Source organism: Streptococcus mitis (assembly GCF_902159415.1).
Taxonomy (GTDB): Bacteria; Bacillota; Bacilli; order Lactobacillales; family Streptococcaceae; genus Streptococcus; species Streptococcus mitis_BG.
This window is the reverse complement of sequence record NZ_CABGJU010000004.1, coordinates 23,745-39,015: the sequence shown is the minus strand read 5'-3', so window position 1 is coordinate 39,015 and position 15,271 is coordinate 23,745. Positions and strand designations below refer to the sequence as shown.

Annotated in this window: 13 protein-coding genes; 10 read left to right on the top strand and 3 right to left on the bottom strand. The window is 41.6% G+C overall.

Annotation, left to right across the window (positions count from 1 at the left end):
- Positions 1 to 5: 5 nt before the first annotated feature.
- The 9 genes from dltC (at position 6) to FN031_RS08480 (ending at position 8,760) form a co-directional block, all read left to right on the top strand.
- The gene (gene dltC / locus FN031_RS08520) at positions 6 to 245 is read left to right on the top strand and encodes a D-alanine--poly(phosphoribitol) ligase subunit DltC (protein ID WP_000351968.1); all 240 of its coding nucleotides are present in this window, start codon (positions 6 to 8) and stop codon (positions 243 to 245) included.
- The gene (dltD, locus tag FN031_RS08515) at positions 238 to 1,506 is read left to right on the top strand and encodes a D-alanyl-lipoteichoic acid biosynthesis protein DltD (protein ID WP_142559342.1); all 1,269 of its coding nucleotides are present in this window, start codon (positions 238 to 240) and stop codon (positions 1,504 to 1,506) included. Before dltC ends, dltD begins: the two co-directional genes overlap by 8 nt.
- A gap of 142 nt (positions 1,507 to 1,648) precedes the next feature.
- Positions 1,649 to 3,838 (top strand): cell surface ecto-5'-nucleotidase Nt5e, encoded by a 2,190-nt coding sequence (nt5e, locus tag FN031_RS08510; RefSeq protein WP_142559340.1) that lies wholly within the window; start codon positions 1,649 to 1,651, stop codon positions 3,836 to 3,838.
- Positions 3,839 to 3,975: 137 nt separating this feature from the next.
- Positions 3,976 to 4,416 (top strand): zinc-dependent transcriptional regulator AdcR, encoded by a 441-nt coding sequence (adcR, locus tag FN031_RS08505; RefSeq protein ID WP_142559339.1) that lies wholly within the window; start codon positions 3,976 to 3,978, stop codon positions 4,414 to 4,416.
- The gene (locus tag FN031_RS08500; RefSeq protein ID WP_142559337.1) at positions 4,416 to 5,120 is read left to right on the top strand and encodes a metal ABC transporter ATP-binding protein; all 705 of its coding nucleotides are present in this window, start codon (positions 4,416 to 4,418) and stop codon (positions 5,118 to 5,120) included. Before adcR ends, FN031_RS08500 begins: the two co-directional genes overlap by 1 nt.
- Complete coding sequence (locus FN031_RS08495; protein WP_142559335.1) at positions 5,113 to 5,919, top strand: metal ABC transporter permease; 807 nt, start codon at positions 5,113 to 5,115, stop codon at positions 5,917 to 5,919. Before FN031_RS08500 ends, FN031_RS08495 begins: the two co-directional genes overlap by 8 nt.
- 9 nt (positions 5,920 to 5,928) lie before the next feature.
- A complete protein-coding gene (locus FN031_RS08490) occupies positions 5,929 to 7,431 on the top strand; it encodes a zinc ABC transporter substrate-binding protein AdcA (protein ID WP_142559333.1) in 1,503 nt (500 codons plus the stop codon).
- 130 nt (positions 7,432 to 7,561) lie between these two features.
- The gene (locus tag FN031_RS08485; protein WP_142559331.1) at positions 7,562 to 8,416 is read left to right on the top strand and encodes a VOC family protein; all 855 of its coding nucleotides are present in this window, start codon (positions 7,562 to 7,564) and stop codon (positions 8,414 to 8,416) included.
- Between the two features lie 86 nt (positions 8,417 to 8,502).
- On the top strand, positions 8,503 to 8,760 hold the full coding sequence (locus FN031_RS08480; protein ID WP_003002739.1) for a metal-sensitive transcriptional regulator: 258 nt from the start codon (positions 8,503 to 8,505) through the stop codon (positions 8,758 to 8,760).
- A gap of 94 nt (positions 8,761 to 8,854) precedes the next feature.
- Here FN031_RS08480 and FN031_RS08475 read toward each other — a convergent pair whose 3' ends face one another.
- The 3 genes from FN031_RS08475 to FN031_RS08465 are packed head-to-tail and all read right to left on the bottom strand — an operon-like array spanning position 8,855 to position 11,122.
- Positions 8,855 to 9,151 (bottom strand): rhodanese-like domain-containing protein, encoded by a 297-nt coding sequence (locus tag FN031_RS08475; protein WP_142559329.1) that lies wholly within the window; start codon positions 9,149 to 9,151, stop codon positions 8,855 to 8,857.
- Positions 9,141 to 10,796, bottom strand: coding sequence for an FAD-dependent oxidoreductase (locus FN031_RS08470; RefSeq protein WP_142559327.1), 1,656 nt, complete (start codon positions 10,794 to 10,796; stop codon positions 9,141 to 9,143). Before FN031_RS08470 ends, FN031_RS08475 begins: the two co-directional genes overlap by 11 nt.
- Before the next feature lie 20 nt (positions 10,797 to 10,816).
- The gene (locus FN031_RS08465) at positions 10,817 to 11,122 is read right to left on the bottom strand and encodes a rhodanese-like domain-containing protein (RefSeq protein WP_006150962.1); all 306 of its coding nucleotides are present in this window, start codon (positions 11,120 to 11,122) and stop codon (positions 10,817 to 10,819) included.
- 530 nt (positions 11,123 to 11,652) lie between these two features.
- On the opposite strand from FN031_RS08465, the gene rpoB reads away from it, so the two are divergent.
- A complete protein-coding gene (rpoB, locus tag FN031_RS08460; protein ID WP_185928467.1) occupies positions 11,653 to 15,243 on the top strand; it encodes a DNA-directed RNA polymerase subunit beta in 3,591 nt (1,196 codons plus the stop codon).
- The last annotated feature ends 28 nt before the right edge of the window (positions 15,244 to 15,271 follow it).

The following is a 15,271-nucleotide window of genomic DNA, read 5'->3' as shown; positions in this document are numbered from 1 at the left end:
TAAAAATGGATATCAAATCAGAAGTTATTGAAATTATTGATGAATTGTTTATGGAAGATGTTTCTGACATGATGGATGAGGATCTTTTTGATGCTGGTGTCTTGGATAGCATGGGAACAGTTGAATTAATCGTGGAAATCGAAAATCGCTTTGATATTCGTGTCCCGGTTACAGAATTTGGTCGTGATGACTGGAATACAGCTAATAAAATCGTAGCAGGGATTACGGAGTTAAAGAATGCTTAAACGCCTGTGGTTAATCTTTGGGCCTATATTTGTAGCGGGAATGTTGGTTCTTCTACTAATCTTTTTTTATCCAAGTACAAAAAGCCATAATCTGACGGAGGAGAAATACTCTGCGGCTTCTGTAAGTGCAGAGAGCTTTAAGGAGAGAAGTCAAAAAGTAAGAGCTCTTACAGACCCTGACATGCGTTTTGTTCCTTTCTTTGGATCAAGTGAATGGATTCGTTTCGACAACATGCATCCAGGAGTATTAGCTGAAAAGTACAATCGCTCCTACCGACCTTATTTTATGGGGCAGGCAGGGGCCGCTTCACTCAGTCAGTATTTTGGGATGCAACAGATTACGTCTGAACTTGAAAACAAACAAGCGGTATTTGTAATCTCTCCACAGTGGTTTACAAAAGAGGATCATGACCCGACTATTTTTCAAACTTATTTTAACAATGATCAGTTGACTGCCTTCTTGGAAAATCAATCTGGGGATTTGGCCGCTCAGTATGCAGCTAATAGACTCTTGAAGCAGAATCCAAGCGTACCGATGAAGGGGATTGTTGAGAAGTTAGCTAAGAACGAGCAATTGTCGGACTTTAATCATTCAATTATTACAGCTTCTGCAGAGTTCAATGAAAAACAAGCTGCTCTTTTTGGGCAATTCTTGATTCGAGGTCGATTAGAGTATAAAGATCATATTGAAAAATTTTTGAGCAGTCTCCCAGATCAATTTTCTTATGAAGAATTGGAAAATATCGCTCGAAAAGAGGGTGAAGAAAATACAACCAATAATGATTTGGGAATGGAGAACCATTTTTACAATACTCAGATAAAGAAAGATTTGAAAAAGTGGGAAGGGTATCAAAAGAATTACAACTTTCTCAAGTCTTCTGAGTACAATGATTTGCAGCTAGTGCTCGATCAATTTGCCAAGTCCAAGGTGAATGTGCTCTTTGTCTTTCAACCTGTCAATAAAAAATGGATGGATTATACTGGACTGAGTGAGGAAATGTATCAACATTCTGTCGAAAAAATTCGTTACCAGCTGGAAAGTCAAGGATTCACCAATATTGCTGATTTCTCAAAAAATGGAGGAGATCCTTACTTTGTTAAGGATACGATTCATATTGGTTGGTTAGGCTGGCTGGCGTTTGATAAGGTTGTAAATCCTTTTTTAAGTAATCCAACAACAGCACCTAGTTACCAAATGAATGACCGCTTCTTTAGCCAAGATTGGGCGGATTACGATGGTAACATCAAAGATTTTCAATAAAATGAGCTAAAAGTTTGGGATTTTAATCCAAGCTTTTTTGTTTAAATGGCGAATATTTAAGATGTAAATAGGTCAAAAGTTTCAAAATTTTTAGAAATAGCGTATAATATAAAAGATAAAAAGAAAAGAAAGAGATTTTAAAATGAACAAACGTTCTTTGTTACCTGTCTTGTCGACAGCCCTGTTAGCTCCAGCCTTTTTAGCTGGACAAGTATACGCTGAAGAAGCAACAACTCCTGCAGAAAGTTCAGCTGTCGCAGCAACTCCAGCTCCGTTGGCGACTCTAGCTCCTGTTGAGAGCCCTGCGGTACCGGAAACTTCGGTAACTTCAGAAGCGATTGCACCTGCAGAAGCTCCGTCAGCTCCTGCTGAATCTCCTAAAAGCGAAGAAAAGGACACTGTTATCTTACACACCAATGATGTCCATGGTCGTATTGTAGAGGAGAAGGGAGTAATTGGTGATGCTAAGTTAGCGACTGTCATTGAGCAGGAACGCGCGAAATCAAATCAAAATACTCTAGTTGTTGATGCGGGAGATGCCTTCCAAGGTTTACCGATTTCCAACTCTACGAAGGGTGAAGCACGTGCTGAAATTCTCAATCAGATGCAGTATGATGCCATGTCTGTAGGAAATCACGAGTTTGATTTCGGACTTGATGAAGCTAAAAAATACAAAGAAATTTTGAAATTCCCCTTGTTAAGCTCAAATACTTATGTAGATGGAGCTCGTCTCTTCCAAGCTTCGACTATTGTTGACAAGAATAAGGATGTTGAAGGCGATGAGTTTGTAGTGATAGGTGTGACAACGCCGGAGACGGCAACGAAAACTCACCCTAAAAATGTTAAAGGAGTAACCTTTACTGAGCCAATCGAAGAGGTTAATAAGGTCGTTGAAGAAGTTCAAGCCAAGGCTAAGGCGGAAGGTAAGGATTATAAGCATTATGTAGTCTTAGCCCACTTGGGTGTTGACACAACAACGCCAGTAGCTTGGCGTGGCTCAACACTAGCAGAAGCCCTGTCTAAGAACCCTCTTTTGAAGGGGAAACGTGTAACAGTCATTGATGGTCACTCTCATACAGTAGAATCAACTACTTACGGAGATAATGTGACTTACAACCAAACTGGAAGTTATCTCCATAACGTTGGTAAAATTACTTATAAATCTCGTCAGCTTTTGGGCAATCCAACTCAAATTACTGCTGCTGAAGCCAAAAAATTAGAAGCAAATCCAAAAGTTGCTAGTTTAGTTAAAGATATTAAGGCAAAGTATGATGCAGAAAATGCAGTTGAGGTTGTGTCTAACAGTCCTGTTGAATTAAACGGTGACCGTGAAAATGTCCGTGTCCGCGAGACAAACCTTGGAAATGTCGTCGCAGATTCTCTCTACCAGTATGGTCAAACAGGATTTAGTCATCCAACAGATATCGCTGTGACAAATGGTGGGGGATTGCGTGAGACAATTGCTAAAGACAAACCAATTACAAAAGGAAATGTCATTGCAGTCTTGCCATTTGGAAACACCATCTCTCAAATTCAAGTAACTGGTCAGCAAGTTCTAGATATGTTTGAAAAATCACTCGGATCTATTTTGCAGGTGGATAAAGCAGGAAAAACTGTCTTAGACGAAAATGGGCAACCGTTGCTAGAACCAAGCGGTGGATTTTTACAAGTCTCTGGTGTCAAAGTATACTATGACACAAATCTACCTTCTGGGAAACGTATTTTAGCTGTTCAGGTTAAGAATCGTATGACTGGTCTTTATGATAGATTAGACTTAGCAAAAATCTACTATCTAACAACAAACGACTTCTTGGCCGCTGGTGGTGATGGTTACACCATGCTTGGTGGTGCGAGAGAAGAAGGACCTTCAATGGATGCTGCTTTTGAGGACTACCTAAAGACTGCAGATTTAAATGCATATGAAAAGATCAATCCAAATTCTCGAACTATTTCTGTAGATTCAAAAACCTTCAAACTAGAAGAAGAGAAACAAAAGGAAACTCCTGTAGGAGAAATCGGAAAGGTTACTCCTAAGGAAGAAAAAACCTTGCAACCTCAAGTGAATACTGGGAAACTCACCTACCAGGTGGCAAGTCAGTTTACGGACAAGCCTCTGAAGACAGAAGAGAATGTTGTAAAACCTTTGAATGCAGATAAGCCTATCGACAAACCTGCTGGGGCAGTCAATCCTACTCTTAATTCTGATGATAAGACGCAAGTTTCAGAGAAGCTCTTACCAAATACAGGAAGCGAGCAGTCTATTTTCATGACAGTTCTTGGAATGTTCCTAGGGGTAGCTGCTCTATGGACTAGCCGTAAACAAGAAAAATAATTCTAAAGGATGAAAACATCTCAGGTGTTTTCATCTTTTTTCTTGACTCCATTCTTGGATGTGATATACTTAACTAGTAAAGAAACGACGAAAGACTTTTGTATTTATAGAAATACAGTTCAGGAAAGGAGAAGTTCATGAGACAATTAGCAAAAGACATTGATCATTTTTTAAATGAGATTATCCTAAAAGCTGAAAATCAGCATGAAATCCTAATCGGACATTGCACGAGTAACGTGGCGTTGACTAATACCCAGGAGCATATTCTTATGCTTTTATCAGAGGAGTCCTTGACTAACTCTGAGCTGGCTCGCCGTCTCAATGTCAGTCAAGCAGCCGTTACCAAGGCTATAAAATCATTGATTAAAGAGGGGATGTTGGAGACCTCTAAAGATCCTAAGGATGCTCGAGTGATTTTTTATCAATTGACAGACCTCGCTAGACCGATTGCTGAGGAGCACCATCATCATCATGAGCACACCCTATCGACGTATGAACAAGTTGCCAGTCAATTCTCAGCTGAAGAGCAAAAAATTATCCAGCGGTTTTTAACTGCTTTAGTAGGAGAAATCAAGTAATGAGATACATCACAGTAGAGGATTTGTCCTTCTATTATGACAAGGAACCTGTGCTTGAGCATATCAATTACAGTGTTGATAGTGGGGAGTTTGTCACACTCACTGGAGAAAACGGAGCTGCCAAGACGACTCTGATCAAGGCTAGTCTGGGTATTTTGCAGCCAAGATTTGGTAAAGTGACTATTTCAAAGACCAACACTCGTGGGACGAAACTAAGAATTGCCTACCTTCCACAGCAGATTGCAAGTTTTAATGCAGGTTTTCCAAGTACCGTTTATGAATTTGTCAAATCAGGTCGTTATCCAAGAAAAGGTTGGTTCCGTCGTCTAAATGCTCACGATGAGGAACATATCAAGGCTAGTTTAAACTCTGTTGGCATGTGGGAACATCGAGACAAAAGGATTGGTTCCCTTTCTGGCGGGCAAAAGCAGAGGGCTGTTATCGCACGTATGTTTGCTTCAGATCCTGATATCTTTATCTTGGATGAGCCGACGACAGGGATGGATGCGGGAACCAAGGATGAGTTTTATGAACTCATGCACCACAGTGCCCACCATCATGGCAAGGCTGTTTTGATGATTACTCACGATCCTGAAGAAGTTAAGGATTACGCAGATCGCAATATTCACCTGGTCCGAGACCAAGATTCGCCATGGCGTTGCTTCAATGTCCATGAAAGTGACCAGGAGGTGGAGTATGCTTAATCTATTGTCTTATGATTTTATGCAGCGAGCCTTTTTGGCAGTTATTGCCATGAGTCTCTTTTCACCAGTTTTGGGGACCTTCCTCATCTTGCGTCGTCAGAGTCTTATGAGTGATACTCTGAGTCACGTCTCGCTTTCAGGGGTTGCCTTTGGCTTGGTTTTGGGGATTTCTCCGACCATCTCAACCATTGTGATTGTCTTGATTGCAGCGGTCTTCCTTGAATACCTACGTACGGTTTATAAAAGCTTTATGGAGATTGGGACAGCCATTCTCATGTCTACAGGACTTGCAGTTTCACTTATTGTCATGAGTAAGGGGAAGAGCTCTAGTTCTATGAGTCTGGATCAGTACCTTTTTGGTTCTATCGTAACCATTAGTCAAGAACAGGTCATTGGGCTCTTTGTCATTGCAGCGGTAGTGTTAATCTTGACCTTCCTCTTTTTAAGACCTATGTATATTCTAACGTTTGACGAGGATACAGCTTTTGTAGATGGTCTTCCAGTACGTTCTATGTCTATCCTCTTTAACATGGTAACTGGTGTGGCTATTGCCCTCATGATACCAGCAGCGGGTGCGCTTTTAGTATCGACCATCATGGTCTTACCAGCAAGTATTGCTTTGCGTCTAGGTAAAAACTTTAGTTCTGTGATGATACTTGCTAGCGCCATTGGTTTTCTGGGTATGGTTGCGGGACTCTATATTTCCTATTATGCAGAGACACCACCGAGTGCAAGTATCACCATTATCTTTGTAGTTGTCTTTTTAGTAGTCAGCTTACTCAAACGTTTTATCAAATAGGAGAAGTACATGAAAAAACTAGGCCTACTTTTGGCAAGTCTTGTGACCTTATTCTTAGTCGCTTGTTCCAATCAAAAACAAGCAGACGGAAAGTTAAATATCATCACAACTTTCTACCCTGTCTACGAATTTACCAAGCAAGTAGCGGGAGATACAGCCAATGTCGAACTCTTAATCGGGGCTGGGACAGAGCCACATGATTATGAACCATCACCTAAGGCAGTCGCTAAAATCCAAGATGCTGATGCTTTTGTTTATGAAAATGAGAACATGGAGACTTGGGTTCCGAAGCTTTTAGAATCTCTAGATGCGAAAAAAGTAAAAACGATTAAAGCTACTGGAGATATGCTACTTCTTCCAGGAAGTGAAGAAGAGGAAGACCATGACCAAGGTGAAGAAGGTCATCATCACGAGTATGACCCCCATGTATGGTTGTCTCCTGCGCGTGCCATTAAGCTGGTAGAACACATCCGTGATAGTCTTTCGGCTGACTATCCAGATAAGAAGGTGACTTTTGAGCAAAATGCAGCAGCCTATATCGAAAAGCTACAAGCTTTGGATAAGGCCTATACTGAAGGACTTTCTAGTGCTAAGCAAAAGAGTTTTGTGACTCAACACGCGGCTTTCCGTTATCTTGCCTTGGATTACGGACTCAATCAAGTCTCTATCTCTGGACTTTCACCAGATGCTGAGCCGTCAGCAAGCCGTTTGGCAGAATTGACCGAATACATCAAGAAAAATAAGATTTCTTATATCTACTTTGAAGAAAATGCCTCACAAGCCCTAGCCAATACCCTCTCAAAAGAAACAGGTGTGAAGCTAGATGTACTAAATCCTCTTGAAAGCTTGACAGAAGAAGACATGAAAGCCGGCGAGAACTATATCTCTGTCATGGAGAAAAACCTCAAGGCACTCAAGCAGACAACGGATCAGTCAGGAGCAGAAATTGAACCAGAAAAAGCAGAGGAAACTAAAACAGTTCAAAATGGTTACTTTGAGGATGCTGATGTTAAGGATCGTACCCTGAGTGATTATGCTGGCAACTGGCAGTCAGTCTATCCTTTCCTTGAAAATGGGACTCTTGACCAAGTATTTGACTACAAGGCTAAATTGACTGGCAAGATGACCAAGGATGAGTACAAGGCCTACTATCAAAAAGGTTACCAAACAGATGTAAGCAAGATTAACATTACAGATAATACGATGGAATTCATCCAAGGAGACCAAAGTAAGAAATATACTTACAAGTATGTCGGCAAGAAAATCTTGACTTATAAGAAAGGAAATCGTGGAGTCCGTTATCTCTTTGAAGCAACAGATGCGGATGCTGGACAATTCAAGTATGTTCAGTTTAGCGACCACAATATCGCTCCGGTCAAGGCAGAGCATTTCCATATCTTCTTTGGAGGTACTAGCCAAGAAGCTCTCTTTGAAGAGATGGACAACTGGCCAACCTACTATCCAGATGACTTATCAGGCCAAGAGATTGCTCAAGAAATGTTGGCTCATTAAAGCGAAACAATCCTTCCTACATGGGGAGGATTGTTCTTGTTTTATCAGCGTTGAGCATCTAGATTGACATTGGCTGAGAAGGGAGTGCAATAGATGTAATAAAAATAGCTACAACAAAGAGAGATTTTCTATGGTTTACGAATATAATAGTCAGATTTATTTGGCTGAAGTAGCTTTAAATGTTAAGGACTTAGAAAGTCAGACAGCATTTTATCATCTGTTGCTTGGGTTGGAGATTTTGAATCAATCGGAAAAAGAAGTTCTTTTAGGTGCCGGTGGGAAACCGCTAGTTCGGCTAATTAAGACAGATGACATTAGTAATCCTAAGCAAAGTTATGGTCTTTATCATATGGCACTTCTTTTGCCGACTCGTGAAGATTTGGCTAATGTTTTTAAACACTTATTAGACTTAAAGATTCCATTAGTTGGTGGAGCTGATCATGGCTATAGTGAGGCTATCTATCTAGAAGACCTAGAGGGTAATGGCATAGAACTCTATAGAGATAAGCCTGTGACAGTCTGGGATATTCGTGAGGATGGCCGTATTATTGGTGTGACAGAAGAACTCTCTGCTCAAGATATCTACCAACTAGGAAAAGAAATCGAGCCTTTTGCAATTGCAAGTGGGACTCGCATGGGGCATGTTCACCTATCTGTTAAGAATAGCCAAGAAGCGAGTGTGTTCTACCAAGAGTCCCTTGGTCTTGAGGATAAATTCACGATTCCACATGCCAGTTGGATCGCATCAGGGGCTTATCACCATCATCTAGCTGTCAATGAATGGGGTGGCAAAAACTTAGTTCGACGTAAGAATGGAATGGTGGGGCTAGCCTACTATGTGGTTGAAGTTGAGAATAAAGAGTTTTTGGTCAATTTGTTTACGCAAGCACAGGATTGGCAAGAGCAACTTCGATGGATTTCCTCTTCTGAATTCTCTGTTACAGATAAAGATGGTATTATTACGAGAGTCAGAGTGGAGAACTAGGAGGTTTTATCTTTAAGATAAGTGCTCCTTTTGACAAAGGTCTGTATTAGAGATATAATGTAAAAAAATCGTTTAAGGATAAAGATATGACAAAATCAAAGTACATTACACGCCTCAAACGCTCAGAGGGTCAATTGCGAGGTATTCAAAAAATGATGGAGGAAGAGCGGGATTGTGTCGATATCATTACTCAATTAACAGCAGTGCGATCCAGTGTTGATCGTATTATTGAACTGATGATAACGGAGAATTTAACAGCTTGTATTAATGAACCTTTAGGCGACCCTCAAGCGCAGAAGGAAAGATTGGAAAAGGCAGTTAAATACTTGATTAAACGCAAGTAATAAAAAATAGACGTTTCTCTTAAATAGTGAACAAATGATTAAAAGAGCAGTTGGTTTTCTTTAGAGTAAACCAATTGCTCTTTTTGTATTTGATTTATTCTACATCACCGGGCCAGGCATTCATGCCACCTTCTACATTGGTAACGGTGAGACCTTGAGCGCTGAGAAATTGACAGGCAGAGGCAGAACGAACTCCACCTTGACAGATGACATGGTATTCATGGTCAGGTTTGAGTTCTTTGTAGCCTTGCTCCAAGGTACTTAACGGAAGATTTTTGGCACCTGGTGCGTGTCCTGCTTGGAATTCATGTACTTCACGGACATCGATAAGATCTAGATGTTCATTTTGATATTTTTCATAAAAATCAGCCATGCTGATATTAGTTAGCATATTCTACTCCTTTTGGATTAGCCATTTTGTATAGTGAATAAGCGCCGTCAAGGTTTTGGACGGTAAATCCTGCTTGCTTGAGGATACGCTCTGCGATATAGCTGCGCAAACCACTGTGGCAGCTAACGATGTAGGCTTGGTTCTTGTCTAGTTCATCCAAGCGTTCCCGTAGTTCGTTTAGGGGGATGTGGATGGTGTCAACCTTAAGTCGACCACTTTGGAATTCGCTACTGGTCCGTACATCCAGGAATTTCTTGCCAGTAGCTATTTCATCTTCTAGCTGGTACCACTGTATATTGTCGCTCAGACCTTCGATAAGGTTCAAAGCTGCGTATCCCAGCATATTTACTGGATCTTTGGCAGAACCAAATGGTGGTGCATAGGTGAACTCTAACTCTGGCAAGTCAAAGACGGTGAGATTTGCCTTGATAGCAGTTGCTAGGATATCGATTCGCTTGTCAACTCCTTTAGCTCCGACACCTTGGGCACCATAAATCTTACCACTACTTGAGTCGAAAAGGAGTTTCAAGGTCATGTCAGTAGCACCTGGATAATAACCAGCGTGGTCTTTCCCGCTGACATGAATTGCCTTGTACGGGAGTTGATTGGCACGAAGAGTACGCTCGCTAAGACCTGTCGAAGCAGCGGATATACCAAAGGCGCGAACGATAGCAGTACCGATGTTTCCCTTGTTTTTGCGCTTCATTCCAGCAATTACATCTGCCACTTGACGTCCTTGCCGGTTGGCAGGAGAAGCTAGAGAAATGAGGACATCTTGCCCTGTGATTTCTTGTTTAACGACGATAGCATCCCCAACCGCAAAAATATCTTTTTGACTGGTTTCGTAATGTTCATCAACCAGGATCCCACCACGAAGTCCCAGTTCAATACCTGCAGCTTTGGCCAGGACGTTTTCAGGTTCAACACCGACAGAAAGGATGGTGAGGTCAGAAGTAATCGTTTGACCATTTTCGAGAACGATGATTTTTCCTTGTTCTTCAAATCGAGTCGCAGATTGGGAAGTGATAACACGAACGCTGTTTTTAACCAATTCTGCTTGGACAAAGGCTGCCATTTCTTGATCTAATGGTGGCAAGACATGAGGAGCTTTTTCGACGATAGTGACATGCAAGCCACGTTTTGCCAGGTTTTCAGCCATTTCAAGCCCGATAAAACCTGCACCGATGACGACAGCTTCTTTTGGATGCTTGTCCAAGGCTGCCATAATTTCATCGAGATCAGGAACATTGCGGAGCGTGAATACATTTTTAGCTTCTGCCAAGCCTTCAATGGCAGGAACAAATGGTTTGGCTCCTGGAGAGAGGACGAGCTTGTCGTAGCTTTCTGTGAATTCCTGTCCATTATGGCGTACAGTCACTGTATGATCTGCTGGGGAAATGCTGATAACCTCGTGAAATGGACGCACATCCAGATTAAATCTTGCCTTGAGACTTTCAGGAGTTTGGACTAATAAGCTGTCACGATTTGTAATTTCTCCTGAAACATAGTAAGGAAGTCCGCAGTTTGCAAAGGAAACAAAGGGACCTTTCTCAAAAATAGTGATTTCAGCGTCTTCTATGAGACGTCTGAGCCGGGTTGCTGCAGACATACCGCCTGCAACTCCTCCAATAATGATAATTTTCATTAATTTTCTCCCTTTTTGTTCTATATGATCTTGCCTGTCCACGCGCTCATACCACCTCGGACGTTGATAACATCATAGCCTTTTTTCTTGAGCTTTTTAGCAGCCATCTTGCTTCGAACACCAGAATGACAAATGACATAAAGTGTTTCATTTGTCGCAGGTGTGTAAGCTCCGATTTCGGTTAGAGGAACATTCTTGGCGTTTTTGATATGGCCTCTACGGAATTCCGTAGGCGTCCGCACATCCAGTAGCTGAATTGGTTCCTTGAGTTTAGCTTCTAATTCGCTGGTAGAAATACTATCAATTTTTGTAAATAAGTGAAACATAGGCACCTCCAATATACCCTTACGGGGTATATTAAACCACTAAGCAACGCTTTTGTCAAGTAAGTTGAATTGATTAGTATTATTTCTTTTTCAGTATACAAGATACCAACTTACAAACTAAAGAGTTGGTTGATAGGTTAATGAATAGAACCTGTCTTATTTATTTAACAACTACTTGTCTAGAAAATTACCTTTTCAGAAAACGAAGACCATCTATACTAAAGTAAGAAAAAACAAGCAAAGCTCTTGAAAAATCAGAGCAAATCAAGTATAATATGAGTAATCATTTGTCGTAGGTTTTGTCTGAAATATTGTCCAGACAAGGCTCACAGCAGTTAAATCTTCTTACAAAAGTCAGATTTAGCTGCTCTTTTTGTGCTTTTTTTCAGTATTTTTGCCATCTGTAACAGAGATTTAAAGATTCTGAAAATTACCTAGAAGGATAAGGTGATAGGGGTTTGTTAACCATCTAACGATAATCAAAGGTCTAGATAATTAGGCTTGGAATTTTAACTAAAAGGAGAATCATCTTGGCAGGACATGACGTTCAATACGGGAAACATCGTACCCGTCGTAGTTTTTCAAGAATCAAAGAAGTTCTTGACTTACCAAATTTGATTGAAATTCAAACAGATTCATTTAAAGATTTCCTAGACCATGGTCTGAAGGAAGTGTTTGAAGATGTATTGCCAATTTCAAACTTCACAGACACAATGGAGTTGGAATTTGTTGGCTACGAAATCAAAGAACCTAAATATACGCTTGAAGAAGCTCGTATCCATGATGCTAGTTATTCAGCACCAATCTTTGTAACTTTCCGCTTGATTAACAAAGAGACTGGTGAAATCAAAACTCAAGAAGTTTTCTTTGGGGATTTCCCAATCATGACTGAGATGGGTACCTTCATCATCAACGGTGGTGAGCGTATTATCGTATCACAGTTGGTGCGTTCACCAGGTGTTTACTTTAATGATAAAGTAGACAAAAACGGTAAAGTGGGCTACGGTTCGACTGTTATCCCTAACCGTGGAGCTTGGTTGGAACTTGAAAGTGACTCAAAAGACATCGCCTATACTCGTATTGACCGTACTCGTAAAATCCCATTTACGACTTTGGTTCGTGCACTTGGTTTCTCAGGCGATGATGAAATCTTTGATATCTTTGGGGACAGCGAATTGGTTCGCAACACTGTTGAAAAAGATATCCATAAAAACCCAATGGACTCTCGTACTGACGAAGCCTTAAAAGAAATCTACGAACGCCTTCGTCCAGGTGAGCCAAAAACTGCTGAGAGTTCACGTACCTTGCTTGTAGCTCGTTTCTTTGATCCACGTCGTTACGACTTGGCTGCAGTTGGACGTTACAAGATTAACAAGAAACTCAATATTAAGACTCGCTTGCTTAACCTTACGATTGCAGAGCCATTGGTAGATCCTGAAACTGGTGAAATCTTGGTAGAAAAAGGGACTGTCATGACTCGTGATGTTATCGAGAGCATCGAAAGTCACTTGGATGGCGACTTGAATAAGATTGTCTATACACCAAATGATTCTGCTGTATTGACAGAGCCAGTAGTTCTTCAAAAATTCAAGGTAGTTGCGCCGACTGATCCAGACCGTGTTGTAACTATCATTGGTAATGCAAATCCAGATGACAAGGTTCGCGTAGTGACTCCTGCAGATATTCTTGCTGAGATGAGTTACTTCCTTAACTTGGCTGAAGGAATTGGTCGCGTTGATGATATTGACCACCTTGGAAACCGTCGTATCCGCGCTGTTGGTGAATTGCTTGCTAACCAAGTTCGTCTAGGACTTTCTCGTATGGAGCGTAATGTTCGTGAGCGTATGTCGGTTCAAGACAATGAAGTGTTGACACCACAACAAATCATCAACATTCGTCCTGTAACAGCTGCAGTCAAAGAGTTCTTTGGTTCATCACAGTTGTCACAGTTCATGGATCAACACAACCCACTATCAGAATTATCACACAAACGTCGTTTATCTGCCTTAGGACCTGGTGGTTTGACACGTGACCGTGCAGGATACGAAGTACGTGACGTGCACTACACTCACTATGGTCGTATGTGTCCGATTGAGACCCCTGAAGGACCAAACATCGGTTTAATCAATAACTTGTCTTCATATGGACACCTTAACAAGTATGGTTTCATTCAAACACCATACCGCAAGGTTGACCGCGCAACTGGTAAAGTAACTAACGAAATCGTTTGGTTGACTGCCGATGAAGAAGATGAATACACAGTAGCTCAGGCTAACTCTAAATTGAACGCAGATGGAACTTTTGCTGAAAAAGTTGTCATGGGACGTCACCAAGGGGTTAACCAAGAATATCCAGCATCAAGCGTTGACTATATGGATGTTTCTCCTAAACAGGTAGTTGCCGTTGCGACAGCATGTATTCCTTTCTTGGAAAATGATGACTCCAACCGTGCCCTCATGGGTGCCAACATGCAACGTCAGGCTGTTCCGTTGATTGACCCTAAAGCACCTTTTGTTGGTACTGGTATGGAATATCAAGCAGCCCATGATTCAGGAGCTGCAGTTATTGCACAACATGGTGGTAAGGTTACCTATGCAGATGCGGACAAAGTAGAAGTTCGCCGTGAAGATGGTTCTCTTGATGTTTACCACATCCAAAAATTCCGTCGTTCAAACTCAGGTACTGCTTATAACCAACGTACCCTTGTTCGAGTTGGCGATGTCATCGAAAAAGGTGATTTTATCGCTGATGGACCTTCTATGGAGAAAGGTGAAATGGCGCTTGGACAAAATCCAATCGTTGCCTATATGACATGGGAAGGTTACAACTTCGAGGATGCCGTTATCATGAGCGAACGTTTGGTCAAAGACGATGTTTACACATCTGTCCACCTCGAAGAATACGAATCAGAAACACGCGATACAAAGCTTGGGCCTGAAGAAATCACTCGTGAAATTCCAAACGTTGGTGAAGATGCCCTTAAAGACCTTGACGAAATGGGTATTATCCGTATTGGTGCTGAGGTTAAAGAAGGGGATATCCTTGTCGGTAAAGTAACACCTAAGGGTGAAAAAGACCTTTCTGCTGAAGAACGTCTCTTGCACGCTATCTTCGGAGACAAATCTCGTGAAGTGCGTGACACTTCTCTTCGTGTACCACATGGTGCCGACGGTGTCGTTCGTGATGTCAAAATCTTTACACGTGCAAACGGTGATGAATTGCAATCTGGTGTGAACATGCTGGTTCGTGTATACATCGCTCAAAAACGTAAGATCAAGGTCGGTGATAAAATGGCCGGACGTCACGGGAACAAAGGGGTTGTCTCTCGTATCGTTCCTGTAGAAGATATGCCTTACCTTCCAGATGGAACTCCAGTCGATATCATGTTGAACCCACTTGGGGTACCATCACGTATGAATATCGGTCAGGTTATGGAACTTCACCTTGGTATGGCAGCTCGTACTCTTGGCATCCACATCGCAACACCAGTCTTTGACGGAGCAAGTTCTGAAGATCTTTGGGACACTGTCAAAGAAGCAGGTATGGATAGCGATGCTAAGACGATTCTATACGATGGTCGTACTGGTGAGCCGTTTGATAACCGTGTGTCAGTTGGTGTCATGTACATGATCAAACTCCACCACATGGTTGATGATAAATTGCACGCACGTTCAGTCGGACCATACTCAACTGTTACGCAACAACCACTCGGAGGTAAAGCTCAGTTCGGTGGACAACGTTTCGGTGAGATGGAGGTTTGGGCGCTTGAAGCCTACGGTGCGTCAAATGTCCTTCAAGAAATCTTGACTTACAAGTCTGACGATATCAACGGACGTTTGAAAGCATATGAAGCTATTACTAAAGGAAAACCAATTCCAAAACCAGGTGTTCCAGAATCATTCCGAGTTCTTGTAAAAGAATTGCAATCTCTTGGTCTTGACATGCGTGTCCTTGACGAAGACGATCAAGAAGTGGAACTTCGTGACCTTGATGAAGGAATGGACGAAGATGTCATCCACGTAGATGACCTTGAAAAAGCCCGCGAAAAAGCAGCTCAAGAGGCGAAAGCAGCCTTTGAAGCAGAAGAAGAAGCAAAAGCGGAAGCTACTGAACAAGAATAAGTAGTTCACTTATAATAGAAAGGGAAGA

Excerpts from the sequence above, each read along its gene's own strand:
- dltC (WP_000351968.1), top strand. The coding sequence starts at position 6 with ATGGATATCAAATCAGAAGTTATTGAAATTATTGATGAATTGTTTATG.
- dltD (WP_142559342.1), top strand. The coding sequence starts at position 238 with ATGCTTAAACGCCTGTGGTTAATCTTTGGGCCTATATTTGTAGCGGGA.
- nt5e (WP_142559340.1), top strand. The coding sequence starts at position 1,649 with ATGAACAAACGTTCTTTGTTACCTGTCTTGTCGACAGCCCTGTTAGCT.
- adcR (WP_142559339.1), top strand. The coding sequence starts at position 3,976 with ATGAGACAATTAGCAAAAGACATTGATCATTTTTTAAATGAGATTATC.
- FN031_RS08500 (WP_142559337.1), top strand. The coding sequence starts at position 4,416 with ATGAGATACATCACAGTAGAGGATTTGTCCTTCTATTATGACAAGGAA.
- FN031_RS08495 (WP_142559335.1), top strand. The coding sequence starts at position 5,113 with ATGCTTAATCTATTGTCTTATGATTTTATGCAGCGAGCCTTTTTGGCA.
- FN031_RS08490 (WP_142559333.1), top strand. The coding sequence starts at position 5,929 with ATGAAAAAACTAGGCCTACTTTTGGCAAGTCTTGTGACCTTATTCTTA.
- FN031_RS08485 (WP_142559331.1), top strand. The coding sequence starts at position 7,562 with ATGGTTTACGAATATAATAGTCAGATTTATTTGGCTGAAGTAGCTTTA.
- FN031_RS08480 (WP_003002739.1), top strand. The coding sequence starts at position 8,503 with ATGACAAAATCAAAGTACATTACACGCCTCAAACGCTCAGAGGGTCAA.
- FN031_RS08475 (WP_142559329.1), bottom strand. The coding sequence starts at position 9,151 with ATGCTAACTAATATCAGCATGGCTGATTTTTATGAAAAATATCAAAAT.
- FN031_RS08470 (WP_142559327.1), bottom strand. The coding sequence starts at position 10,796 with ATGAAAATTATCATTATTGGAGGAGTTGCAGGCGGTATGTCTGCAGCA.
- FN031_RS08465 (WP_006150962.1), bottom strand. The coding sequence starts at position 11,122 with ATGTTTCACTTATTTACAAAAATTGATAGTATTTCTACCAGCGAATTA.